20 protein-coding genes and 1 pseudogene are annotated in these 21,166 nt (G+C 73.6%); 13 read left to right on the forward strand and 8 right to left on the reverse strand.

The genetic code is table 11. The annotated features are described in order from the left end of the window. Window positions 1-706 precede the first annotated feature (706 nt). From AB0B76_RS48550 to AB0B76_RS48570, 5 genes and pseudogenes are all read left to right on the forward strand, one after another. Window positions 707-3,424 (forward strand): carbohydrate-binding protein, encoded by a 2,718-nt coding sequence (locus AB0B76_RS48550; RefSeq protein ID WP_360389741.1) that lies wholly within the window; start codon window positions 707-709, stop codon window positions 3,422-3,424. A 179-nt stretch (window positions 3,425-3,603) separates the two neighbouring features. Beyond that, window positions 3,604-4,998 carry a hypothetical protein gene (locus AB0B76_RS48555; RefSeq protein ID WP_360389744.1) on the forward strand — a complete coding sequence of 465 codons (1,395 nt, stop codon included), beginning with the start codon at window positions 3,604-3,606 and terminating at the stop codon, window positions 4,996-4,998. Between the two features lie 10 nt (window positions 4,999-5,008). Further along, a pseudogene (locus AB0B76_RS48560) lies at window positions 5,009-5,509 on the forward strand (glycosyl hydrolase); the annotation flags it as partial. Between the two features lie 32 nt (window positions 5,510-5,541). Further along, on the forward strand, window positions 5,542-6,573 hold the full coding sequence (locus AB0B76_RS48565; RefSeq protein ID WP_360389747.1) for a hypothetical protein: 1,032 nt from the start codon (window positions 5,542-5,544) through the stop codon (window positions 6,571-6,573). A gap of 4 nt (window positions 6,574-6,577) precedes the next feature. Beyond that, window positions 6,578-8,056 carry a phospholipid carrier-dependent glycosyltransferase gene (locus AB0B76_RS48570; protein WP_360389750.1) on the forward strand — a complete coding sequence of 493 codons (1,479 nt, stop codon included), beginning with the start codon at window positions 6,578-6,580 and terminating at the stop codon, window positions 8,054-8,056. On the opposite strand, the gene AB0B76_RS48575 is transcribed toward AB0B76_RS48570, so the two are convergent. Further along, window positions 8,053-8,949, reverse strand: a complete 897-nt coding sequence (locus AB0B76_RS48575) for a LysR family transcriptional regulator (protein WP_360389753.1) — start codon at window positions 8,947-8,949, stop codon at window positions 8,053-8,055. The genes AB0B76_RS48570 and AB0B76_RS48575 overlap by 4 nt on opposite strands. Window positions 8,950-9,015: 66 nt before the next feature. Here AB0B76_RS48575 and AB0B76_RS48580 point away from each other — a divergent pair, with 66 nt between their 5' ends. Next, window positions 9,016-9,792 (forward strand): inositol monophosphatase family protein, encoded by a 777-nt coding sequence (locus AB0B76_RS48580; protein WP_360389756.1) that lies wholly within the window; start codon window positions 9,016-9,018, stop codon window positions 9,790-9,792. Next, complete coding sequence (locus AB0B76_RS48585; RefSeq protein ID WP_360389759.1) at window positions 9,792-10,397, forward strand: NAD(P)H-binding protein; 606 nt, start codon at window positions 9,792-9,794, stop codon at window positions 10,395-10,397. The genes AB0B76_RS48580 and AB0B76_RS48585 overlap by 1 nt, the downstream gene beginning before the upstream one ends. On the opposite strand, the gene AB0B76_RS48590 is transcribed toward AB0B76_RS48585, so the two are convergent. Beyond that, window positions 10,394-12,112 (reverse strand): glycoside hydrolase family 3 N-terminal domain-containing protein, encoded by a 1,719-nt coding sequence (locus AB0B76_RS48590; RefSeq protein ID WP_360389762.1) that lies wholly within the window; start codon window positions 12,110-12,112, stop codon window positions 10,394-10,396. The genes AB0B76_RS48585 and AB0B76_RS48590 overlap by 4 nt on opposite strands. Window positions 12,113-12,121: 9 nt before the next feature. Beyond that, complete coding sequence (locus tag AB0B76_RS48595) at window positions 12,122-12,652, reverse strand: PadR family transcriptional regulator (RefSeq protein WP_360389765.1); 531 nt, start codon at window positions 12,650-12,652, stop codon at window positions 12,122-12,124. A 57-nt stretch (window positions 12,653-12,709) separates the two neighbouring features. Between AB0B76_RS48595 and AB0B76_RS48600 the strand changes: the two genes are divergently transcribed. Then, complete coding sequence (locus AB0B76_RS48600; RefSeq protein WP_360389768.1) at window positions 12,710-13,630, forward strand: alpha/beta hydrolase; 921 nt, start codon at window positions 12,710-12,712, stop codon at window positions 13,628-13,630. A gap of 49 nt (window positions 13,631-13,679) precedes the next feature. Here AB0B76_RS48600 and AB0B76_RS48605 read toward each other — a convergent pair whose 3' ends face one another. Continuing rightward, window positions 13,680-14,402, reverse strand: coding sequence for a TetR/AcrR family transcriptional regulator (locus AB0B76_RS48605; RefSeq protein WP_360389771.1), 723 nt, complete (start codon window positions 14,400-14,402; stop codon window positions 13,680-13,682). Between the two features lie 76 nt (window positions 14,403-14,478). On the opposite strand from AB0B76_RS48605, the gene AB0B76_RS48610 reads away from it, so the two are divergent. Continuing rightward, complete coding sequence (locus AB0B76_RS48610) at window positions 14,479-15,639, forward strand: FAD-dependent monooxygenase (protein WP_360389774.1); 1,161 nt, start codon at window positions 14,479-14,481, stop codon at window positions 15,637-15,639. On the opposite strand, the gene AB0B76_RS48615 is transcribed toward AB0B76_RS48610, so the two are convergent. From AB0B76_RS48615 to AB0B76_RS48625, 3 genes are read right to left on the reverse strand one after another with little or no spacing between them, the layout of a single operon-like run. After that, window positions 15,630-15,827: an ATP-binding protein gene (locus AB0B76_RS48615; RefSeq protein ID WP_360389777.1), complete on the reverse strand. Its 198-nt coding sequence runs from the start codon at window positions 15,825-15,827 to the stop codon at window positions 15,630-15,632. The two genes, AB0B76_RS48610 and AB0B76_RS48615, sit on opposite strands and share 10 nt — an antisense overlap. Continuing rightward, complete coding sequence (locus AB0B76_RS48620) at window positions 15,824-16,501, reverse strand: ABC transporter permease (RefSeq protein WP_360389780.1); 678 nt, start codon at window positions 16,499-16,501, stop codon at window positions 15,824-15,826. Before AB0B76_RS48620 ends, AB0B76_RS48615 begins: the two co-directional genes overlap by 4 nt. Beyond that, a complete protein-coding gene (locus AB0B76_RS48625; protein WP_360389782.1) occupies window positions 16,498-17,202 on the reverse strand; it encodes an ATP-binding cassette domain-containing protein in 705 nt (234 codons plus the stop codon). Before AB0B76_RS48625 ends, AB0B76_RS48620 begins: the two co-directional genes overlap by 4 nt. Window positions 17,203-17,311: 109 nt before the next feature. On the opposite strand from AB0B76_RS48625, the gene AB0B76_RS48630 reads away from it, so the two are divergent. Together AB0B76_RS48630 and AB0B76_RS48635 are read left to right on the forward strand one after the other, a co-directional pair. Continuing rightward, window positions 17,312-18,454, forward strand: a complete 1,143-nt coding sequence (locus AB0B76_RS48630; protein WP_360389785.1) for a histidine kinase — start codon at window positions 17,312-17,314, stop codon at window positions 18,452-18,454. Beyond that, window positions 18,447-19,106, forward strand: a complete 660-nt coding sequence (locus tag AB0B76_RS48635; protein WP_360389788.1) for a response regulator transcription factor — start codon at window positions 18,447-18,449, stop codon at window positions 19,104-19,106. Before AB0B76_RS48630 ends, AB0B76_RS48635 begins: the two co-directional genes overlap by 8 nt. 52 nt (window positions 19,107-19,158) lie before the next feature. Here AB0B76_RS48635 and AB0B76_RS48640 read toward each other — a convergent pair whose 3' ends face one another. Next, a complete protein-coding gene (locus AB0B76_RS48640; protein ID WP_360389791.1) occupies window positions 19,159-19,317 on the reverse strand; it encodes a hypothetical protein in 159 nt (52 codons plus the stop codon). 227 nt (window positions 19,318-19,544) lie between these two features. Here AB0B76_RS48640 and AB0B76_RS48645 point away from each other — a divergent pair, with 227 nt between their 5' ends. Continuing rightward, window positions 19,545-19,862, forward strand: a complete 318-nt coding sequence (locus AB0B76_RS48645; RefSeq protein WP_360389794.1) for a TfoX/Sxy family protein — start codon at window positions 19,545-19,547, stop codon at window positions 19,860-19,862. Between the two features lie 10 nt (window positions 19,863-19,872). After that, window positions 19,873-21,111: an NYN domain-containing protein gene (locus AB0B76_RS48650; protein ID WP_360389797.1), complete on the forward strand. Its 1,239-nt coding sequence runs from the start codon at window positions 19,873-19,875 to the stop codon at window positions 21,109-21,111. The last annotated feature ends 55 nt before the right edge of the window (window positions 21,112-21,166 follow it).

Raw genomic sequence — 21,166 nt, forward strand, 5'->3', positions numbered from 1 at the left:
CATCCGCGCGTCCGCTCATCCGCGCGTCCGCTCATCCGCGCGTCCGCTCATCCGCGCGTCCGCTCATCCGCGCGTCCGCTCATCCGCGCGTCCGCTCGTCCGCGCGTCCGCTCATCCGTGCATCGTGCGTCCGCGCGTCTGCTCCTCCGCTCATCTGCGCGTCGCGCGTTCGCTCATCTGCGCGTTCGCTCATCGCGCATCCGTGCATTCGTGTGTTCGCTCATCTGCGCGTTCGCTCATCGCGCATCCGTGCATTCGTGTGTTCGCTCATCTGCGCGTTCGCTCATCTGCGCGTTCGCTCATCGTGCGTTCGCTCATCCGTGCGTCCGTGCGTTCGCTCATCGCGCATCCGTGCGTTCGCGCGTCCGCTCATCCGTGCATCCGTGCATCCCCCGGCTTCCGTGCGTTCGCGCATCTGTGTGTCGCGTGAGGGTTGTCGACGTTGTGCGGGTTGTGCGAGCGGCTGTTCGGTTGTGTGCGGGTCGGTGACCTATGAGTGTCCGTGCGGGCGGTGCTGGTTGGCGGTGTGCGTCGTGCGAGTGGTCGTTGCGGGGTGGTCAGGGCTCCACGGTTGCGTTGGGGTTTGGAGGGGCGAATGAAAAATTGAGCTCTTGACGTGTCAGCTTAGAGAGTGTTGTCTGCAAATACTTGCGTACGCCGCTACGTGTGCAAGATCCTGAAGGGACACTCCATGGCACGATCATCGATGCGTGTTGTGCGTCGCGCGGTGGGGCCGTTGGCCTTGGCCGTGCTCGTCGGGGCCGCCGTCGTCGCCGCCTCGCCGGCGCCGGCTCGGGCCGCTGCCGGGGCCGCCACGCCGTTCACCAGCTTTGAGGCCGAGGCCGGGGTCGTCGCCGGGGGAGCCGCCACCCGGGCGCTCACCGCCGCCCCCACCACGCAGTACTCCAGCCCCGAGCTCGAAGCCTCCGGCCACGCCTTCGTGCGACTCGCCGCCACCGGGCAGAAGGTGCAGTGGACGAACACGACCGGACGGCCGATCAGTGCGATCGTGGTGCGCGCGAGCATTCCCGACTCGCCCGGCGGCGGGGGGATCACGGCCTCGCTCAACCTGTACGTCGACGGGGCCTACCGCCAGGCGCTCTCGCTCACGTCCAAGCAGTCCTGGGTGTACGAGGGGAACAACCACTACAACGACAGCTCCGACCAGACCCCGGCCGACGGCAATCCGCGCGTGTTCTTCGACGAGGCGCGCACATTCGTCACCGGCACGCCCATCGCGCCCGGGGCCACGTTCGCGCTCCAGCGCGACGCGGCGAACTCGGCGGCGTTCTACGACATCGACGTCGTCGACGTGGAGAACCCGGCGCCGATCGCGCAGCCGGCCAACTCGATCTCGATCGTCTCGTGCGGCGCGGCCGCCGACGACCCCAACGTGGACAGCACCGGGCCGATCCAGAACTGCATCAACCAGGCGCAGGCCCAGAACCAGACGCTCTGGATTCCGGCCGGGACGTTCTACCTCAAGGGTACGAGCGGCCTGCACGCGACCGGCATCACCATCGCGGGCGCGGGGCCGTGGTACAGCACCGTCTACCGCGCGGTACCGCTGCCGAACCCCCAGCCCCTCGGCGCCGTCTTCGACCTGACGTCGTGCACGGTGAAGGACTTCCACATCGACTCCAACGCCACCAGCCGGGCCACCGTGGACGGCGCCGGCGGCGCGATGGACACCACCGGCACCAACTGGGTCGCCGACGACATCTGGACCCAGCACACGCTCTCGGGCTTCTGGGCCTCCGGCACCGGCGGCCAGGTCCGCAACAGCCGGCTCACCACGATCTGGGCCGACGGCATCAACCTGAACAACGTCTCGCTGAACAGTTCGGTCGGCAACAACCTGAGCGCAACGAACAACTTCGTGCGCGGTACCGGCGACGACGGCATGGCCATCAACTCGGTCAACTACAACACCGACAGCAACGGTAACCGGACGTACTACACCGCGATGTCGAACATCTCGTTCACGCGCAACACGATCGTCGCCCCGTGGGGCGGCAAGGGCATCGGGATCTACGGCGGCGGCGGGCACGACGTGGAGTACAACGCGGTCAGCGACACCGCCCGGTACATCGGCCTCGGGGCCGGCCGGTTCGGCGTCAACGGCAGTGACCTGCTGGGCGCGACCGTCGCGAACAACGTCGTCTCCCGTTCGGGTGGCAACGGCTACAGCCAGGGCCAGCCGGCGCTGCACGTCGGCAACGGCGGTGACGGGCAGAACGTCGGCGTCGTCGACCGAGTGACCGTTTCGAACAACACCGTGGTGGGCTCGCTGTACGACGGTGTCGGTTTCAGCCAGTCGACGAACACAGTGCTGCAGAACAACACCGTCACCAACCCCGGCCGCAACGGCATCGTCGTCGCGCCGCCGTTCTACCCGGCCCCGAGCGGCTCGGCCGGCATCACCGGCAACTCGGTCACCGGGCTCAAGAGCGGGGCGAGCGCATACGTCAACAACTCCGGCGGCTTCACGGCCACCCTGAGCGGCAACAGCTGGCAGGGCGGGAGCGGCCCGGTCGAGGCCCCGTTCGGCGGCGCCCCGGCCGCCGTCCCCGGCACCGTGCAGGCCGAGAACTACGACACCGGCGGCCAGGGCCTGGCGTACAACGTGACCTCGGTGAACGGCAACGCCAACGGCTACCGCGCCGACGGCGTCGACCTGGAGTCCACTTCGGACACCGGCGGCGGGTACAACCTCGGCTGGACGAGCGGCGGGCAGTGGTTCCGGTACACGGTGAACGTCGCCACCGCCGGACAGTACACGCTCACGGCCCGGGTCGCGGCCCCGAGCGCGGTCACCGGCGCCCTGCACCTCGCGAACGCGTCCGGGGCCAACCTCACCGGCGCGGTGAACATCCCGGCGACCGGCGGCTGGCAGACGTGGGGCACGGCCACCGCGACGCTGACGCTCCCGGCCGGTCAGCAGGTGCTCACGCTCGCGCAGGACAACGCCGGCTGGAACCTCAACAGCCTGCAGTTCACCCAGGGCGGCGGTACCCCGACCCCGGCCAACCTCGCCGCCGGCCGGCCCACCTCGGAGTCGTCGCACAACCAGACGTACGGCTCGGGCAACGTCACCGACGGCAACCAGGCCACGTACTGGGAGAGCGCGAACAACGCGTTCCCGCAGTGGGTGCAGGTCGACCTCGGCGCCGCGAAGTCGGCCACGACGGTGGTGCTGCAACTGCCGGCGACGTGGGGCGCGCGCAATCAGACACTGACACTGAGCGCTTCGAGCGACGGTTCGTCGTTCACGACGGTCGTTGCGACAAATTCGTACACGTTCGGACCGTCCGCGACGCTCACTTTCCCGGCGGCGACCCAGCGGTACTGGCGCGTGACGGTCACCGCCAACACCGGCTGGCCGGCCGCCCAGATCAGCGAGTTCCAGGTCTGGAACCTGTAAAGCCACCCGGCCCGATTCGGTGACGCCGCGCGGAGGCCGAATCGGGCCGGGGCCCGGATTTCATGTGACAAGTAACAACAAAAGGCCAGTTCGGCGGTGGGTTTTATGCCTCGCTTAAGTTTGGCTTTCCGCCGCCGAACGGCCCGAAACACGACCGAATCCACCCCTATATTCGCCCCGTGAAGCTCCCGTTCGAACTCTCCCGGCGGCGGGTCGTCATCGCCGCCGTCGCCGGCCTCGCGGTCGCCGCCACCATCGGCGCCGTCGCCGCCTTTTCCTCGAGCGGCCCCGCCTCGGGCACCGGTCCGGGCGCCGCGGCCCAGTCCGGCGGCGAAGCGGCGAGACTGGCCGCGGCCGCGGACGCGTCGAGCAGCGCGAACCCGAGCGCCGCGGCGAGCAGTGCCGCCCCGCCGAAGGAGACCGGCCCGTGCGGCCGCACCGCGAGCGCGACGCCCGTGGTGAAGGTGACCGACGTCAGCGTCGGCACCGCGGTCACCGGCTACGGCCGGGAGGGCGACACCGACCCGCTGCCCATGGCGATCGCCGCGACCCCCGGCGGCGGCTCGTGGCTGGCCTGGCTCGGCACGAACGGGAAGGTGTACCTGGGCCGGCTCGGCTGCGACGACAAGCTCGTCGGCACCCCGACCAGCTTCGACGGCATCGACCTGCAGGACGTCTCGGCCGACGCGAACGGCGGCGTGCTGCTCCTGACGCGCAAGGGGGAGTGCCACGACGGCCCGCTGTGCGGGGGCTCGTCGAGCCCGTGCAACACGATGCACATGATCCGGTTCGACAACAACGGCAAGCAGGTGTGGGAGCGCCAGGTCACGAACCTCAGCTCGAGCCTCGGCGGCTATGACAACGGCGCCCGCTTCGTGTGGTGGTACCAGCACTACGGCCGCCTCGCCTACGACGGCAGCAACTACGCGGCGTACTTCGGCGTCGCCATCACCGTGCAGAACGGGTCCTGTGTGGACATTCACGAGGGCGACCGCATGCAGGTCGTGAACTCCGGCGGCGGCCTCGTCAACCACAAGGACGCCTTCGAGGTCGGCTGCAGCCACAGCTGGGGGACCCGGATCGTGTGGGACCCGCGCTCCAGCCACTTCGCGATGGTCTGCGCGACCGACAACAGCTGCCGCATCGCCCAGCCGCACCCGTACCGCACCGTCGCCGCCGGCGCCTGCGACAACACGCTCTTCGGCGGCGACCTGGTGCTGGCCCAGACCTCCGGCTACTGGACCGCCTGGAGCCAGGGCGGCCAGGCCCGGCTGTCGCACTTCAGCACCGGCGCCGCGGACTCGACCAAGCAGACGTCGGCCAAGACGGCCCATCCGCACCTGGTGACGTACGGCTCCGGCCGCATGCTCATGGCGTGGGAGTCCGGCTCGTCGATGGCGGCGCAGGTGTACGACTCCGGCAGCGGCGCGGCCGTCGGCGCCCAGTTCACCATCGGCGCGAAGGACCACAACTACCAGGCGTTCAAGGCCTACCCGGACGGCAGCGCCGCCTACCCGGCCGCGGGCGCGAACAGCACCTCGATCCGCGTGGCCAGGGTGATGCCCCAAGCCTGAGCCCGACCTCAAGGAGCAGTCGAACCTGACGGTCGAGCAGGCGCTCGCCCTGTGGCCGCGGCTGGAGGCGACCGGGATGCGCCTCGGCAGCCCGGCGGTCGCCTACGGCGGCGACACGCCCGGCGGCTGGCTCGACCGCTTCATGACCCTCGCGCGGCAGCAGAACCGGCGGGTCGACTTCATCCCGCTGCACTGGTACGGCTCCGACTTCTCCGACGCCGCCGTGGGCCAGTTCCTCGGCTACGTCCAGCGGGTGCACGACCGGTACAACCTGCCGATCTGGATCACCGAGTACGGGCTGATGAACTTCACCGGCACGCCGAAGTACCCGAACACGGCCCAGATCACGTCGTTCATCACGCGCACGACGACCCAGATGCAGGCCGCTTCCTACATCGAGCGCTACGCGTGGTTCTCGCTGCCGGCGGTCGGCGACTCGGTGGCGTACGGCCTGTACCGCGACGGCTCCACCCCCACTCCGGCCGGCGAGGCGTACCGCGCCGCGGGCTGATCGGACGAGACATGCCGCCGTACCCTGGCGGCATGTCCTACCCGCCCGCGCTCCAGCCGCAGACCCGGCGCAACCCGACGTGGTTCTGGCTGGTGATCGGCCTCGTCGTGCTCATGCTCCTCGCGGCCGGCATCACCGCCGCCGTCTACCTCACCGGGCGCTTCGGCGGGGGCCCGGTCAAGGGCGACGCCGCCTTCACCCTGCACCTCGCCGGGCCCGGCGGCGCCGCCCCCGACGCCGGCGCGGTGGACCGGACGAAGCAGATCCTGCACGACCGGCTGCGCAAGAGCGGCGCCGGCCGGCCGAACGTCACCACGACCGGGGCCGACACGCTGCGGGTGACCGTCGCCGCCGACGACGCCGAGCTGGCCAGGTCGGTGCTGGCCCCGGGGCACCTCACGTTCCGCATCGTGCTGGAGCAGTTCCACGACTCGCCGGGCGCCGGCTGCAAGGCCGACGGGCCGGCCGGGGCCGATCCGGCGGGCCGGCTGGCCTCGGCCAAGGCGAAGCTCGGCGACGCCACCTACCAGGCCGCGACCGCGCTCGCCGGCCCCGACGCGCCCGGCGCCGCGAAGCTCACGGGCTTCGACAAGCTCACCTGCGGCGAGGTCTCGGCGCTGCCGGCGGCCGTGCAGTACGCCGTGCCCGGGGTCACCTGCGCGATGCTCGGCCGGCGCGCGCCGGCCGACCTGGCCGACGACGCCCCGCTGACCGCGTGCGACGAGTCCGTGAAGTACCGGCTCGACGTCGCCCGGGCGAGCATCGCCGACCTCGCCGGGGCCAAGGTGGAGCGGTCCCAGGCCGGGTGGGCGGTGACCATCAGCTTCACCCCGTCCGGGCAGGGCCGCTGGACGGACCTGACCCGGGACGCGATCGGCAAGCAGGTCGCCATCGTGGTCGACGACGCGGTCGTGTCGGCCCCGACGATCCAGGCCGTCATCCCCGGCGACGCCCAGATCTCGGGCTCCTTCGACAAGGCGGAGGCGTCCGCGATCGCGGCGTCGATCGGCTCCGGCGTGCTGCCGACCCAGGTGACGATCACCGCGACGGACACGGTTCACTGATTCGGTGAGCAACGGGGAGCGTATCGGCATCGCACGGCGGCGGCTGGACCGGCCGGGACCGTACCCGGCCCGGTTCTGGCTCGCCGCCGCCCTCGTCGCCGGGGTCGCGCTGGTGCTGCGCCTGGTCAACCTCGCGCACCCGAGGGAGGTCATGTTCGACGAGGTGTACTACGCCAACGAGGCACAGGACCTCCTCCAGCGCGGCGTGGAGTGGAACCCGGAGACCGGCCAGCCCGAGTACGTGGTGCATCCGCCGCTGGGCAAGTGGATGATCGCGGCCGGGGAGCAGCTCTTCGGGTACAACTCCTTCGGTTGGCGCATCTGCGCGGTCGTCGTCGGCGTCGCCGCGATCGTGCCATTGATGATGGCGGCCTGGCGGCTCTTCCGCTCCCCGCTGCTCGCGGCCGCGGCCGGGCTGCTGATGGCGCTGGACGGCATGCACTTCGTGCTCTCGCGGGTCGCGCTGCTCGACATCTTCCTGATGTTCTGGGTCGTCGCGGCGTTCCTGCTGCTGGTCCTCGACCGGGAGCAGCGGCGCGCGCGGTGGCTGGCGGTGCTGGAGGCCGGCGGCAGCACTCTGCGGCCCAAGCTCGGGACTCCGTGGTACCGCATCGCCTGCGCCGTCGCCCTGGGGCTCGCCTGCGGCGTCAAGTGGAGCGGGCTGTGGTACCTGCTGCTGTTCGCCGTCGCCGCCGTGGTCTTCGACGCGGGCGCCCGCCGCAGCGCCGGCGTGCGGCACTGGATCGCCGAGAGCATCCCGGCCGCGGTCGGGTGGTTCGTCGCGTTCCTCGGCCTCGCGCTGCTGGCCTACGTCAACGTCTGGTGGGGCTGGTTCCTCTCCGACGACGGCTACTTCCGGCACTGGTACGCCGCGACGCACAACCTCACGCACGACCGCTTCATCGACCCGATCGTCAACCTGGTCCACTACCACGAGACCGCGTACGCGTTCCACACGACGCTGGACAAGCCGCACCGGTACCAGTCGTGGCCCTGGCAGTGGCTGCTGCTCGGCCGCCCGGTCGCCTTCTACGTGGACCCCAACGCCACCTGCTCGGCCAGCGAGTGCACCGCGGAGATCCTGCTGCTGGGCACGCCGCTGCTGTGGTGGTCGTTCACGCCCGCGCTGGCCGCCCTCGGCTGGCTGGCCGTCGCCCGGCGCGACGGGCGGGCCTGGCTCGTCATGGCGGCCGCGCTGGCCGGGATCGTGCCCTGGTTCGAGTCGATGCCCGCGCACCGCACCATGTTCTACTTCTACGCCCTGCCGGCCGAGCCGTTCCTGATCCTGGCCGTGGTCTACGTCCTCGGCGCCGTCATCGGCCCGCCCGGCGGCGCGCGAAGACGCACCGGGGCCGTGATCGCCGGGGTGTACGTGCTGCTGGTCGCCGCGTGCTTCGCGTACTTCTACCCCATCTACGCGGGCGTCCCGATCCCGTACACGGACTGGCTCGACCGGCTCTGGCTGGGCAACCGCTGGGTCTAGGCCAGGGCCGCCGCGACCTGTTCGCGCAGGACCGTGCGCAGCCAGGCGTGGGCGCGGTCGGTGTCGTTGCGCTGGTGCCAGGACAGGACCACCGGCACCGGCGGCGCGTCGAGGGGCAGCGGCAGCCGCCGCATCCCGTGCCGGGCCAACGCGTCCGCGGTCATCCGGTCGGGCACGGTGACCGCGGCGCCGATCGCGGCCGCGAGGGCGAGCGCGGCGTCCACGGTCGGGGCCGCGGCGACGGTGGCACGGGCGAGCCCGAGCGCCTCCAGGGCGTCGTCGAGCGGGTCCCGGAGCCTCCCGCGGCGCGACACGATGACGTGCGGGATCGTGGTGTACCGCCGCAGCGTCAGCGATTTCCCGCGCCACCGGGCCGGGACCGCCACCACCCGTTCGGCCCGGCCGAGGAGCTCGCCGCGGATCTCCGGCCGCTCCGGCTCGGTCGAGCCGATCTCCGCGTCCACCCGCCCGTGCCGCAGGTCGCTCGTGTCGGCGCCGGCCTCGGCCAGGAACCGCAGCCGTACCCCGGGCGCCCGCGTGCGCACCGCCGCGAGCAGCCCCGGGCCGACGGCGGCGGTGATGGCGTCGTGGAAGCGCAGCGTGAACGTGCGCGCGAGGGTCGCGGGGTCCGCGTCGGCGTCGGAGGCCAGCAGCGCCCGCGCCTCCTGCACGAGCCGGTGCACGTCGGCCCGGACGCGTACCGCATAGGGCGTGGCGGTCATCGTCCGGCCGGTGCGCACCAGGATCGCGTCGCCGGTGGCGCGCCGGATCCGGCCCAGCGTCCGGCTCATCGCGGGCGGCGACAGGTGCAGCCGCTGGGCCGCGCCGAGCACGCTGCCCTCCTCCAGCAGCGCGTCGAGCGCGGTCAGCAGGTTGAGGTCGAGAGAGTGCACAGGGGTAACTCTAGAGGTACCAAGGATGCACTTGCCGCAATGCCGGGCCCGCCGAAGACTTGCGGCATGGGGCTGCTGCAACCGGTCATCGAGACCGCCCGCGACTTCGGCGGGCGCCTGCTGAAGCTGTACTCGCCCGACTCCCGCCTCGCCGGCCGCGACGCCATGTCGGCCGCCGCCGCCCGGCTCGACGCGACCGTGCACGACCCGCTGCGGGAGGCCCTCGGGCGGCTGCGCCCGCAGGCCCGCTGGGTCACCGACGACGAGGAGCGCGCGAACCTGGGCGCGGGGGAGTGGTGGGCCGTCGACGACGTCGAGGGCGCCGTCAACCTGCTGCACGGCCGCCCCGAGTGGTGCGTGGGCATCGCCCTCGTCCGCGACGGCGCGACCGAGCTCGCCGTCGTTTACCAGCCGGTCGGCGACCGCCTGTACATCGCGACCCCGGGCGGCGGCGCCTTCGAGAACGGGCTCCGGCTGCGGGTTTCGCCGAAGACCGCGTTCGCCGACGCCATCGTCGAGACCAGCCAGGTCGGCGACGAGCCGGCCGAGCTGCAGGCCCGCATCGGCGCGGCGCTGGGCGCCCTGATGGGCCGCGCGCTGCTGGTGCGCACCACCATCCCGACCACGTTCCCGCTCCTGGCGGTGGCGCAGGGCCGCTCGGACGCGTTCTGGCAGTACGCCCCGGCCGTGACCGGCGTGGCCGCCGCGACCCTGCTGGCGACGGAGGCGGGCGCGGTCGCGACCGACCTGGCCGGCGCCCCGTGGCGCCCGGGCGCGCCGGACCTGCTCGTCACGCCGCCGGCCCTGCACGCCGAGGCGCTGAAGGCCTTCGGAGACCTGTGATGGAGCTGACCGTCCTCGGCGCGACCGGCGGCACCGGGCGCGAGCTGGTACGCCAGGCCCTGGAGCGCGGCCACACCGTCCGCGCGGTCGCCCGCGACCCGTCCCGCCTGCCCGACGACCCCCGCGTGGTCCGGGTGGCGGCCGACGTCCTCGATCCGGCGGCGATCGCGCAGGCCCTGGACGGCGTGCCGGTCGTGCTCTCCGGCCTGGGCATCGCCTCCGGCGAGGCGCCGGGCGTCCTGGCCGCCGGGGCCGCGGCGGCGGCGGCCGCGAAGGCGCGGATCGTCTGGCTGGCGGCCCTGGGCACCGGCCCCTCGGCCCCGGCGGCGGGCGCCCTGACCCGGGCCCTGCTGCGCACGTTCATGGGCAAGGAGCTGCCGGACCGGGTTGCGGCGACCGGGACCGTCCTGGCCGCGGGCGGCACGGTGTTCCACGCCGGCCCGCTGACCGACGGCCCGCTGGCCCCGGCGCGGCGCACGGTGGCCCTGCCCGACGTGCCGCGCCGCCTCTTCCCGGCCCGCGTGAGCCGCGCGACCGTCGCGGCCGCGATGCTCGACGAGGCCGAGTCACCCCGCCACGGGGGCGAGCCCGTCGCGGTGCTCTAGGCGCCGCTGCCGAAGGGGTACAGCACCGCCGAGCCGTCCGGGGTGCGGATCGTCACCGGCAGGCGGCCCGGGGCGCCCGCGCGGCCGGTCAGGGTGTCGGCCAGGGCGGTCACCGACACCAGCTGGTAGTCGTAGGCGGCCAGGTAGGCGGGGGCCTGCGGGAAGTACGCGATGTCGTAGGGCCCGCCGACCGACGTCACGACGACCGGCCGCCCGGTGGCGAGCAGCGCCTCGACCAGCGCCACCTGGGTCGGGTCCGACCACACGTTGTTCGTCGTCACCACCGTCGCGTCCGCGGTCTGGGCGGCCGCCACCGCCTGCGCGATGACCGCCGGGGACGGCGAGCCCGTCCACAGCCGGGTCGCGGTCACGCCGCGGGCGTTGAGCTCGTTGGTCAGGTTCTGCGTGGTGCTCACGCCCCAGCCGGTGACCAGCACGTGGGCGCCGGGCGCGAGCGGCAGGCCGGCCCCGCGCAGTTCGGTGACGGAGCGGGCGGCGATGGACGACATGGTCTGCAGGTGCTCGGGGGTGCCGACGACCGGCGTGGGCACGTCGGCGCGGCCGAACAGCCCGAGCTCGCGCTTCATGCGCAGGATGCGCCGGACCGACTGGTTGATCCGGGCCTCCGGCAGCGTGCCGGCGGCGACGGCGTCGAGCACCGCCTGGATGGCCGCGGGCGGGTCGGCCGGCATGAGGAGCTGGTCGACGCCCGCGCCGATGGCGTCGAGCACGATCTGGCCCTGAGGTATGCCGGCGAGGGCGGCGGCGTCGAGCGCGTCGGTGATGACCACGCCGTCGTAGTGCAGCTGCTCGCGCAGCAGGCCGGTGACGATCGGGCGGGACAGGCTCGCCGGGGCGCCGGACGGGTCGAGCGCGGGCGCCACGATGTGCGCGGCCATGATGCTCGGCACGCCGGCGGCGATCGCGGCGCGGAACGGCGGCACGTGGGTCGCCATGATCTGGGCCCGGCTCTCGTTTGTCACCGCGACGCCGTTGTCGGTGTTGACCGTCGTGTCGCCGAGGCCGGGGAAGTGCTTGGCCTGGGCCCCGATCCCGGCGAGCCGGTAGCCGGCGACGGCCGCGGCGCCGAAGAGCGAGACCTGGGCGGTGCGGTCGCCGAACGAGCGCGGCCCGTCGGCGGCGTTGTGCGGGTTGGTGTTGACGTCCACGACGGGCGCGTCGACCACGTTGATGCCGAGCGCGAGCAGCTCCTGGCCGCTCACCCGGGCCGCCCGCAGCGCGTTGACCGGGTCCTGGGTCGCGCCGATCGCCATGTTGCCCGGCGACACGGCCAGCGGCGCGCCGATCCGGGTGACGATCCCGCCCTCCTGGTCGGTGCTGATCTGCAGCGGGATGCCGGAGTCGGCGCGGGCGGCGGCCTGCAGCTGGTTGGACAGCGCGGCCACCTGGGGCGGCGCGGCGAGGTTGTGGCTCCAGCTGAAGTAGATGACCCCGCCCAGGTGGTAGCGCTGCAGCACCTCGGCGCCGGTGCCGACCCCGTAGCGGGTCGTGTTCGCGGCGACGTCGGCCGCGGCGGGCGCGGTGGCGTTGTCGCCGTACACGTACCCGACGAACATCTGCCCGACCTTCTCGGGCAGCGTCATCCCCGCGAGGAGCTTCTCCACCTGGTTGTCGGGGGCGGCCGAGGCCGCGGCGGGCAGGCCCGCGAGCGCGAGCGCCAGAACGGAACCGACCACCACCGAACGTCGCAACATGGGTCAATCTCACTCTTGTCGATGTCCGCGGTCAAGGTGTTCAAGCGCCCAGATCGCCCACTCGTGCACAGACAGGAAGTACCGGGCGCCCATCTCGGCCGCGAACAGCCCGACGGGCACTGTCGCGTCCGGGCCCACCCGGCCGGTCACCGCGGCCCGCAGCCGCTCGTGCTCGCGCAGGCAGCCGTCCGCCACCTGCCGCAGCACCGCGCGGGCGTCGTCGGCCTCCAGTGTGGACAGCAGGAACAGCCGCAGCGCGAACTCGTTGCGGACCACGGGTTCGTCGTCGAGGTCCATCACCCAGCGGCGCAGCTCCGCCCGCCCGGTGCCGGTGATGGCGTAGGTCCGCCGCCCGCGCGCGCCCTCGGCGACCACCGCGGCGAGCCCGTCGGCGGCGAGCCGGTTCAGCTCCGGGTAGATCTGGCTCTGCTGGGCGTGCCACGCGTGGCGGCGCAGGCCGTTCTCGAACTTGCGGGCCAGGTCGTACCCGCTGGCCGGCTCCTCGGCCAGCAGCCCGAGCAGGGCGAAGCGCAGCGACATCGCTCCACCCTACAGCCAGATATTGACAGGTAGATTTTGACCTGTCACTTTCTATCTATGTGGAAGCGTGTCCTCGAACCACGGAAGATCGACGAGCGCGGCTACGTCGAGCTCGGTGGCATCCGCCAATGGGTGCAGGTCCGCGGTACCGACCCGGCCCACCCGGTCCTGCTGGTGCTGGCCGGCCACGGCCTCTCGATGGTGCCGTTCACCCCGCTGCTGGCCGCCTGGGAGCGGCACTTCACCGTCGTGCTGTGGGACCGCCGCGCCGTCGGCCGGACCCGGGTCGCCGACATCTCGGACCTGACGTTCGACCGCCTGGCCGCCGACGGCATCGAGCTCATCGAGCACCTCGGCCGGGGCCCGGTCGTGCTGCTCGGGCACTCCCAGGGCAGCGTCACCGGCGTGCGCATCGCGCGGCGGCGGCCCGACCTGGTGCGCGCGTACGCCGGCCTGGGCCAGATGGCCGACATGCCCCGCAACGAGGTGCTGGCCTACGACTGGACCCGGCGCGCGGCCGAGTCCCGGGGCCGGCGCCGGGTGGTGGCCGGGCTGGACCGCCTCGGCCGCCCGCCGTACCCGACCCCCGCGGGCTGGATCCGGCGGCTGCGCTACGCCATGGCCGTCGACCCGGAGATCGGCGCCTGGCAGCGCGCCCTGCTCGTGCGCCCGCTGCTCATGCCGGGCCTCGGCCCGCGGGACCACTGGCACACGCTGTTCGACGCGATGCGGCTGCCCCAGGGCCTGTACGACGAGACGATGGCCGTGACGCCGCAGACCCTCGGCACCCGCTTCGAGGTGCCGGTCGTCTTCCTGCACGGCACCGACGACCACTACGCGTGGACGGAGCCGGCCCGCGAGTACCTCGACGCGATCGAGGCCCCGTCCAAGGAGTTCGTGCCCCTCGACGGCCTGGGCCACCTCGGCCCGATCCTGGAGCCGGACCGCCTCCTGGCCGAGCTGCGGCCGCGCTTCTAGGCCCTGTCCTGCCGATCGTGTCGAGCCGGCATGATCGGCAGGACAGGGCCTAGCGTTCGACGAGGGCCGCGATGCCGTCCAGGACGCGGTCGAGGCCGAACGCGAACTCGGCGGCGGCGTCGTAGTCGGCGTCGTCGTCGATCGCGCCCGCCGCGATCGCCGCCGTGATGGCCGGGAAGCGCTCGGGATCGGTGAGGCGCGCCAGCGCGCGGCCGTAGTCGACGGGCTTGCGGTCGCCGGGGTGCATCGCGGCGGCGGTGCTGGCGAAGCTGCGGACGTACCCCGAAAGCAGCAGCACGATCGAGAGCTTCTCGGGCTCGGCCAGCCCGGTGCCCGCCAGTGCGGCCAGGCAGCGCTCCAGCCATCGGATCTGGTTCGGGGTGATCGGGGGCGCGCCGGCCGGCACCTGCAGCGTCCACGGGTTGGCGAGCATCGCCGCGAGCAGCGCCTGCGCCCACTCCTGCAGCCCGGCCCGCCAGCCGGTCGCGCCGGCGCCGTCCGCGGGCGGCCCCAGGCCCCGGTCGAGCATCAGGTCGAGCAGCTCGTCCTTCGCGGCCACGTACCGGTACAGCGCCATCGCCGACGTGCCGAGCTCCTTGCCCAGCCGGACCATCGACACCGCGGCCAGGCCCTCCGCCGCCGCCACCCGCACCGCCGTGTCGACGATGCGCTCCAGGCTCAGCCCGGGCCGCGGCCCGTAGCCGGGGCGGTCCTGTACGCCCCAGGCCGCCGCGATGCTGGCCGGCACCCCGAAATCCGCGATCTCTCCCACCGCTTGTTTATATCATCAGCAGTGGTGTTTAATACTTAAACAGAACTGCTTAACCTATAAACACGCGGAGGTTCTCATGCACGTCCTGATCTCGGGTGCCGGCGTCGCCGGGCCGGCCCTGGCCTACTGGCTGCGGCGGGGCGGCGCGGCCGTCACCGTCGTCGAGCGCGCGCCCGGCCTGCGCACCGGCGGCCACGCGGTCGACTTCCGCGGCGACGTCCACCTGTCGGTGCTGCGCCGCATGGGCGTGCTGGAGGAGGTCGAGCGCCACCGCACCGGCATGGGCGCCATGCACTACGTCAACGAGCGCGGCCGGCGCATCAGCACCCTGCCCGCCGACCTCTTCGCCGGCGACATCGAGATCCTGCGCAGCGACCTGGGCCGCATCCTGCACGACGCCACCGCGCCGCTCGGGGTGGCGTACCGCTTCGGCGACACCGTCACCGCGCTGCACGAGGACCCCGACGGCGTGACCGTGGCCTTCGAGCGCGCCCCGGCGGAGCGCTTCGACCTGGTGATCGGGGCCGACGGGCTGCACTCGCGGGTCCGGGCGCTCGCGTTCGGACCCGAGGAGCAGTACGTGCGCCACCTCGGCCTGCACTGCGCGATCTTCCCCGTGCCCGGCGAGCTCGGGCCGCCGAACTCGGCGCTGGCGTACCGCACCGCCAGCAAGGTCGTCATCGTCGGCCGCTCGGACCGCAGCGGGCCGGCGTGGGCCCAGCTGTTCTTCCCGACCCCGGACGGGGCGGAGGGCGCCGACCCGCAACGGATGATCCGTGAGGCGTTCCGGGGCGTCGGCTGGGTCACTCCGCGGCTGCTGCAGGCCCTCGACGGCAACGACCTCTACGTCGACTCCGTCGCCCAGGTGCGCATGCCCGCCTGGCACACCGGCCGCGTCGCGCTGCTCGGCGACGCCGGCTACTCGCCGTGCCTGCTGTCCGGGATGGGCTCGGGGCTCGCCGTCGTCGGCGCCTACGTGCTCGCCGGCGAGCTGCTGCGGTCCGGCGGCGACCACGCGGCCGGGTTCGCCGCCTACGAGCGCCTCATGCGCCCGTACGCCGAGGGCGCCCAGCGCGGCGCCGAGGGCAACGCCAGGATGATGGTGCCGCAGGGCCGGGTGGCGACCGCGCTGCTGAACCAGTACATGCGGCTGGTGCCGTACCTGCCCGGCAAGCAGATGATCGCCAACGCGGCCCGCCGCACCGCCGAGGCCGTGCGGCTGCCCGCTTACGCCTGAGCCGCCTCCAGGTCGAGCACGAACCGCGCGCCGCCGCCCGGGTTCGGCTCGTGGTGCACGTCCCCGCCGTTGGCCTGGGCCAGGTTCCGCACGATGTAGAGGCCCAGCCCGGTCCGCGCGGCGAGCGCACCCCGCCGCGGACTCGTGCCGGTCCCGCTCGCGGCGGTGGTTCCACCCGGCCGCGTCACCGGATCTCGGCGCGGGCCGTGCGGACCAGGCCGAGCAGGATCGGGGCCGCGACCCACAGCGCGGCGGACGCGGCGAACCGGGCCCACTCCGCCGCGCCCACCCCCGCCTCGGCCAGCGGCACCCGGGTGCGGCTCAGGTCCAGCCAGCGCGCCGCCGGTTCGAGGGCGGGCACCAGCCGGCCCGCGGCCGCCCAGCCGATCGGCACCACGTAGTACGCGGCGATCGCCGCCGGGGAGGCGAGCAGCAGCAGGCCGAAGCCGAACGCGCACAGCATCGTCGCGAGGTCGACGAGCACGAGCTGCCCGGCGACGGCCGCGGACGCGCCGCGGCCCGCGCACAGCACGAGCGCGGCGGCGAGCGCGAACCCGGCCCCGGCCGCGCCCAGCACCACGACCGCGGCCAGCTTGGCGAGCACGACGCGCCACCGGCCGGGTACCAGCGCGAAGGTGACGAGCGCCGTGCGCTGCGACCACTCGCTGGTCACCGACAGCACCGCGAGCACGGGCAGCAGGATCGACACCGGCAGCTGCGCGGCGGCGGCGAGGGCCGGGAACGTGCGCGGGCCGGTCGGCACCGCGGGAGCCGCGACGGCCAGGACCGCGACGGCCGCGAGCAGCCACCGCGCGGCCCGCGTGTCGACCGTCTTGCGCAGCTCCACCAGCATCAGGTTCATCGGGAGGTACCTCCGGTCAGGCGCAGGAACGAGTCCTCGAGATCGCCGCCCCCGGCGAGCTGCGCGGGCGTGCCCTCGGCCACGATCCGGCCGCCCGCGATGACGACGAGCCGGTCGGCGACGCGCTCGACCTCGGCCAGCAGGTGCGAGGAGAGCAGGACCGTCCCGCCGGCGTCGGCGTGCTCGCGCAGGAGGCGGCGCATCCAGCGGATGCCCTCGGGGTCGAGGCCGTTGGCGGGCTCGTCGAGGATGAGCACGCCGGGCGCGCCGAGCAGGGCGTGGGCGACGCCGAGGCGCTGGCGCTGGCCGAGGGAGTACGTGCCGACGCGCCGCCGGGCGGGCGCCCCGGCCAGGCCGACGCACTCGAGCACGGCCTCGACGCGGGCCCGCGGCAGGCGCAGGAGGCGCGCGGACAGGGCCAGGGTCTCGCGCCCGGTGCGGCCGGCGTGCTGGGCGGCCGCGTCGAGCAGCACCCCGCACCGCCGGCCGGGGTCGGGCAGTTCGCGGTACGGCACCCCATCGACAGTCGCCCGCCCGCCCGACGGGGCCGTCAGCCCGCAGATCATGCGCAGCGTCGTGGACTTGCCGGCGCCGTTGGGGCCGAGGAACCCGGTCACCGTGCCCGGCTCGCAGCGGAAGGTGACCCCGTCGACGACCGGCCGGCCGGCGTACCGCCGCGAAAGCTCCGCAACCTCGATCATGCGGGCCAGCGTGCGGCCCCGGACCGCGGGCCGGCATCCGTCCCCGGTAGCGGGGCACCCCCGACTTTGGTCGGTCCCGCGCGGGACCGGGCCGTCGTACCCTTCGCACATGCCGCGCTCCCGCCGCCGACTCCTGGCCGACGCGGCCGGCGTGGCCGGGTGCCTCGCGATCGGCGCCCTGCTGCTGCGCACCGGCGACGCCGGATGGGCGCGCCCGGGCTCGGAGCCGGCCCTGAGCTGGCCGGTCGATGCCGCGGTGGGGACGGTGGGGAGCCTTCTGCTGTGGTACCGCCGCCGCCACCCCCTGCTCGTGGCCCTCCTGCTCGTTCCGGCGGGCGCGGTCGCCGGCTCGGTGACCCCCGCGCTCGCCGTCTCCGTGTTCGCGCTCGCCGTGCGGTGCGGGGCCGGCCCGGCGGTCCCGGTGGCGGCGGCCGACATCGGCAGCGTGCTGGTGTACTTCGCGCTGCAGCCCGACCCGCGCCACCCCCTCGCCGTCGACCTGGTCGTGCGGGGCGGGATCGTCGCGGGCGCCCTGGGCTGGGGCCTGTTCGCCGGAGCCCAGGGCCGCCTCGTGGCCTCCCTGCGCGAGCGGGCCGCGCGCCTGGAGTCGGAGCAGCGGCTGCGGGTCGAGCAGGCGCGGCTGACCGAGCGGACGCGCATCGCGCGCGAGATGCACGACGTGCTCGCGCACCGCCTGTCGCTCGTGAGCCTGCACGCGGGCGCGCTGGAGCTGCGCACCGACGCCTCGCCGGAGGAGGTGTCGTCGGCGGCCGGCGTGATCCGCACGAACGCGCACGAGGCGCTGAGCGAGCTGCGCGCGGTCATCGGCGTGTTGCGCGACACGTCGGCGTTCCGCGACGGGGAACGGCCGCAGCCGACGCTCGCCGACATCCGCGGCCTCGTCGCGGCGGCCGGCGCCGGCTACGAGAGCGCCCTGCCCGAGGGCGAGCGGCCGGACGTGACCGTCGGGCGCACGGTGTACCGCATCGTGCAGGAGGGCCTTACGAACGCCCGCAAGCACGCCGCCGGTACCGCCGCGAAGGTGCACGTCTGGGGCACGCCCGCGGACGGGGTCCGGGTCGAGGTCACCAACCCGCTGTCGGCCCCGGCGTCCTCGGTGCCCGGCTCCGGCACCGGGCTGATCGGCCTCGCCGAGCGCGTCGAGCTCGCGGGCGGCCGCCTCGCCCACGGTGTCGCGGGCGTCGAGTTCCGGCTCACCGCCTGGCTGCCCTGGGCGAGCGGCGGTGGGTGAGGGCCGCGCGATCCGGGTCGCGATCGTCGACGACGACCCGTTCGTGCGCGCCGGCCTGGCGATGCTCCTGCGCGGCGCCGGCGACATCGAGGTGGTCGCCGAGGGCGCGGACGGGGCCGAGGCGGTCGCGCTGACCGACGCGCACGCACCCGACGTGATCCTCATGGACATCCGGATGCCGCGCGTGGACGGGCTCGTGGCGACCGAGCGGCTGCGGGCCCGCGCACGGGCGCCGCAGATCATCGTGCTCACCACGTTCGACGCGGACGACTACGTGCTGCGGGCCCTGCGCGCCGGGGCCGGCGGCTTCCTGCTCAAGGACACGCCGCCGCGCGAGGTGCTGCGCGCGATCCGTACGGTCGCAAACGGCGAGGCCGTGCTCTCGCCGGCGGTGACGCGCCGGCTCATCGACCACGTCGCCGACCCGGCCGCCGCGGCCCGCCGCGCCGATGCCCGGGCCCGGCTCGCCCGCCTGACCGACCGCGAGCGCGAGGTGGCCGCGGCGGTGGGCCGGGGCCGTTCGAACGCCGAGATCGCGGCCGAGCTGCGGATGGGCGTGCCGACCGTGAAGGCGCACGTGTCGCGCCTGCTGGCCAAGCTGGCCCTCAACAACCGGGTGCAGATCGCCCTGCTGGTGCACGACGCGGCCTGAGCTGCGTCATGTGCCAAAAATGCATGTGCACCAGGTGCGAAAAACGGCGGGCTCAGCTGCCCAGGCTGGCGAAGAAGTCGCCGAACCCGTTCGCGATGTCGAGCAGCCCGCCGCCGAGTGAGGTCACCACGTTGGCCGCGGACTGCGGGCGGTACGCGATGAAGAACACCAGGAACGCCAGGCCACCCCATCTGAGGATCTTCTTGACCATGGTCGCCTTTTCCTCCCCATCCAGGACGCCGGGCATTCAGCGTAGCCGTTGAATGACGCTCAGTGAAGTTGCTCCATGTCAAAGAGCATCATCCGGCAGAACGATAGCAACACACGAACGAACCATTCATGACCGTTCACTCAGCCCCGGCCCCTGCCGGGCCTGCTCGCGGCCCGGGTCAAGGGTTTCCGGAGTTGCCAAAGTCATACCCGGCCTAGCATGACCTGATGGCGTACGACGAGGTGCTCGCCGAGCGGCTGCGCGACCGTCTCCCGGCCGCGACGCCGAAGCGCATGTTCGGCGGCCTGGCGTTCCTGACCGCCGGGAACATGACCGTGGGCGTGCACGGCGACGACCTGCTCGTGCGCCTGCGCCCGGAGGACGCCGACGCCGCGCTGGCCCGTCCGGGCGTGCGGCCGTTCGACCTGACCGGCCGGCCGATGCGCGGCTGGATCGTCGTGGCCGGCGAGCAGCTCGACGACGCCGACCTCGACCGATGGGTGGCCGACGCCTCCGCGTTCGTGGCCACCCTGCCGGCGAAGTAGGGTGGCGCGGATGGTGCGAACCGCGTTCTTCCTCGACTTCGACAACGTGTTCAGCGGGCTGTTCAAGCTCGATCCCGAGGTCGCCGTGCAGTTCGCGTCCGAGCCCGGCGTGTGGCTCCATCGCCTGTCCACCACCCTGACCGCCGAGACACCCCGGCGCTGGCTGATCCTGCGCTGCTACCTGAACCCGGCGGGCTGGGTGAACTCGCGCGACGCGGCGGGGGAGCCGAGCCGGCTGTACTTCTCCCGCTTCCGCCCCTCCTTCGTGCGCGCCGGCTTCGAGGTCATCGACTGCCCGCGGTACAACGCCACGAAGAACGCGGCCGACATCCGCATCGTCGTGGACGCCGTCGACGCGCTGGCCGACGACACCCGCTACGAGGAGTTCGTCATCGCGTCCGGCGACTCGGACATGACCCCGCTCCTGCAGCGCCTGCGCCGCGCCGACCGCCGCACGATGATCGTGTCCCCGGCCGACGCCGCCGAGGCCTTCACCGCCATCGCCGACCAGCTCCTGGACAGCCAGCAGCTGCTCGCCCTCATCCAGGGCGAGCCGGTCGACCTCGACGACTTCGACGACGCCGACGAGGGCGGCCCCGACTTCGTGCCGGACGAGGCCTACGAGCAGTTCCGCACCATCGTCGGCGCCGAGTACGAGGCCGCCGGGACCCCGCTGAACATGGCCGCGCTCGCGTACCGCCTGCGCAGCGAGCTCGGCCCGGTCGTCGGCACCAGCAACTGGTTCGGCTTCGGCTCCTTCGCCCGGGCCCTGGAGACGCTGGAGCTGCCGGGCCTGCACATGTCCCAGCACCTGCTGTGGGACGAGCGCCGCCACGAGGCCCCGGAGCCGGCCGCCCCCGGCGCGCCCCGCACCGTCCTGCCCGAGCCGGTCGAGCGCCTGGCCGACCAGCTGAGCCTGCCCCGCCTGCCCCAGGCCTGGTGGCCGTCCATCTACGAGACCCTGTCCGCCTACGCGCGCGAGCACCGCTTCAACCTGACCCAGTGCACGAGCTGGTCCCGGGACCGCCTGCGCGACAACGGCGTGCCGGTGAGCCGGGGCGCGGTGGCGTTCGTGGTGCGGGGGACGTCCTTCGGCGGGTACCCGCTGCACCGCCAGCCCCCGCCCACGCCCGCCGAGATCGGCTCGGCCTTCGTGAACAACGTCCTGTCGCGGGCGGAGGCGGCCCAGATCCCCTTCACCGACGAGGAGGCCGCGGCGGTGCGCTCCTGGCTCGGCGAGGCGAGCTGACGCTGTCGGCGCGAGCGCCTTGTTTACCTGGACGGGGGGCTGACAAGCGACGCTC

It is taken from the genome of Dactylosporangium sp. NPDC049140 (assembly GCF_040648435.1).

What these genes read in the sequence shown, in the direction of transcription:
- AB0B76_RS48565 (WP_360389747.1), top strand. Translation starts at nt 5,542, where the DNA reads ATGTCCTACCCGCCCGCGCTCCAGCCGCAGACCCGGCGCAACCCGACG.
- AB0B76_RS48585 (WP_360389759.1), top strand. Translation starts at nt 9,792, where the DNA reads ATGGAGCTGACCGTCCTCGGCGCGACCGGCGGCACCGGGCGCGAGCTG.
- AB0B76_RS48580 (WP_360389756.1), top strand. Translation starts at nt 9,016, where the DNA reads ATGGGGCTGCTGCAACCGGTCATCGAGACCGCCCGCGACTTCGGCGGG.
- AB0B76_RS48640 (WP_360389791.1), bottom strand. Translation starts at nt 19,317, where the DNA reads ATGGTCAAGAAGATCCTCAGATGGGGTGGCCTGGCGTTCCTGGTGTTC.
- AB0B76_RS48595 (WP_360389765.1), bottom strand. Translation starts at nt 12,652, where the DNA reads ATGTCGCTGCGCTTCGCCCTGCTCGGGCTGCTGGCCGAGGAGCCGGCC.
- AB0B76_RS48630 (WP_360389785.1), top strand. Translation starts at nt 17,312, where the DNA reads ATGCCGCGCTCCCGCCGCCGACTCCTGGCCGACGCGGCCGGCGTGGCC.
- AB0B76_RS48600 (WP_360389768.1), top strand. Translation starts at nt 12,710, where the DNA reads ATGTGGAAGCGTGTCCTCGAACCACGGAAGATCGACGAGCGCGGCTAC.
- AB0B76_RS48645 (WP_360389794.1), top strand. Translation starts at nt 19,545, where the DNA reads ATGGCGTACGACGAGGTGCTCGCCGAGCGGCTGCGCGACCGTCTCCCG.
- AB0B76_RS48625 (WP_360389782.1), bottom strand. Translation starts at nt 17,202, where the DNA reads ATGATCGAGGTTGCGGAGCTTTCGCGGCGGTACGCCGGCCGGCCGGTC.
- AB0B76_RS48650 (WP_360389797.1), top strand. Translation starts at nt 19,873, where the DNA reads ATGGTGCGAACCGCGTTCTTCCTCGACTTCGACAACGTGTTCAGCGGG.
- AB0B76_RS48550 (WP_360389741.1), top strand. Translation starts at nt 707, where the DNA reads ATGCGTGTTGTGCGTCGCGCGGTGGGGCCGTTGGCCTTGGCCGTGCTC.
- AB0B76_RS48610 (WP_360389774.1), top strand. Translation starts at nt 14,479, where the DNA reads ATGCACGTCCTGATCTCGGGTGCCGGCGTCGCCGGGCCGGCCCTGGCC.
- AB0B76_RS48620 (WP_360389780.1), bottom strand. Translation starts at nt 16,501, where the DNA reads ATGAACCTGATGCTGGTGGAGCTGCGCAAGACGGTCGACACGCGGGCC.
- AB0B76_RS48590 (WP_360389762.1), bottom strand. Translation starts at nt 12,112, where the DNA reads ATGTTGCGACGTTCGGTGGTGGTCGGTTCCGTTCTGGCGCTCGCGCTC.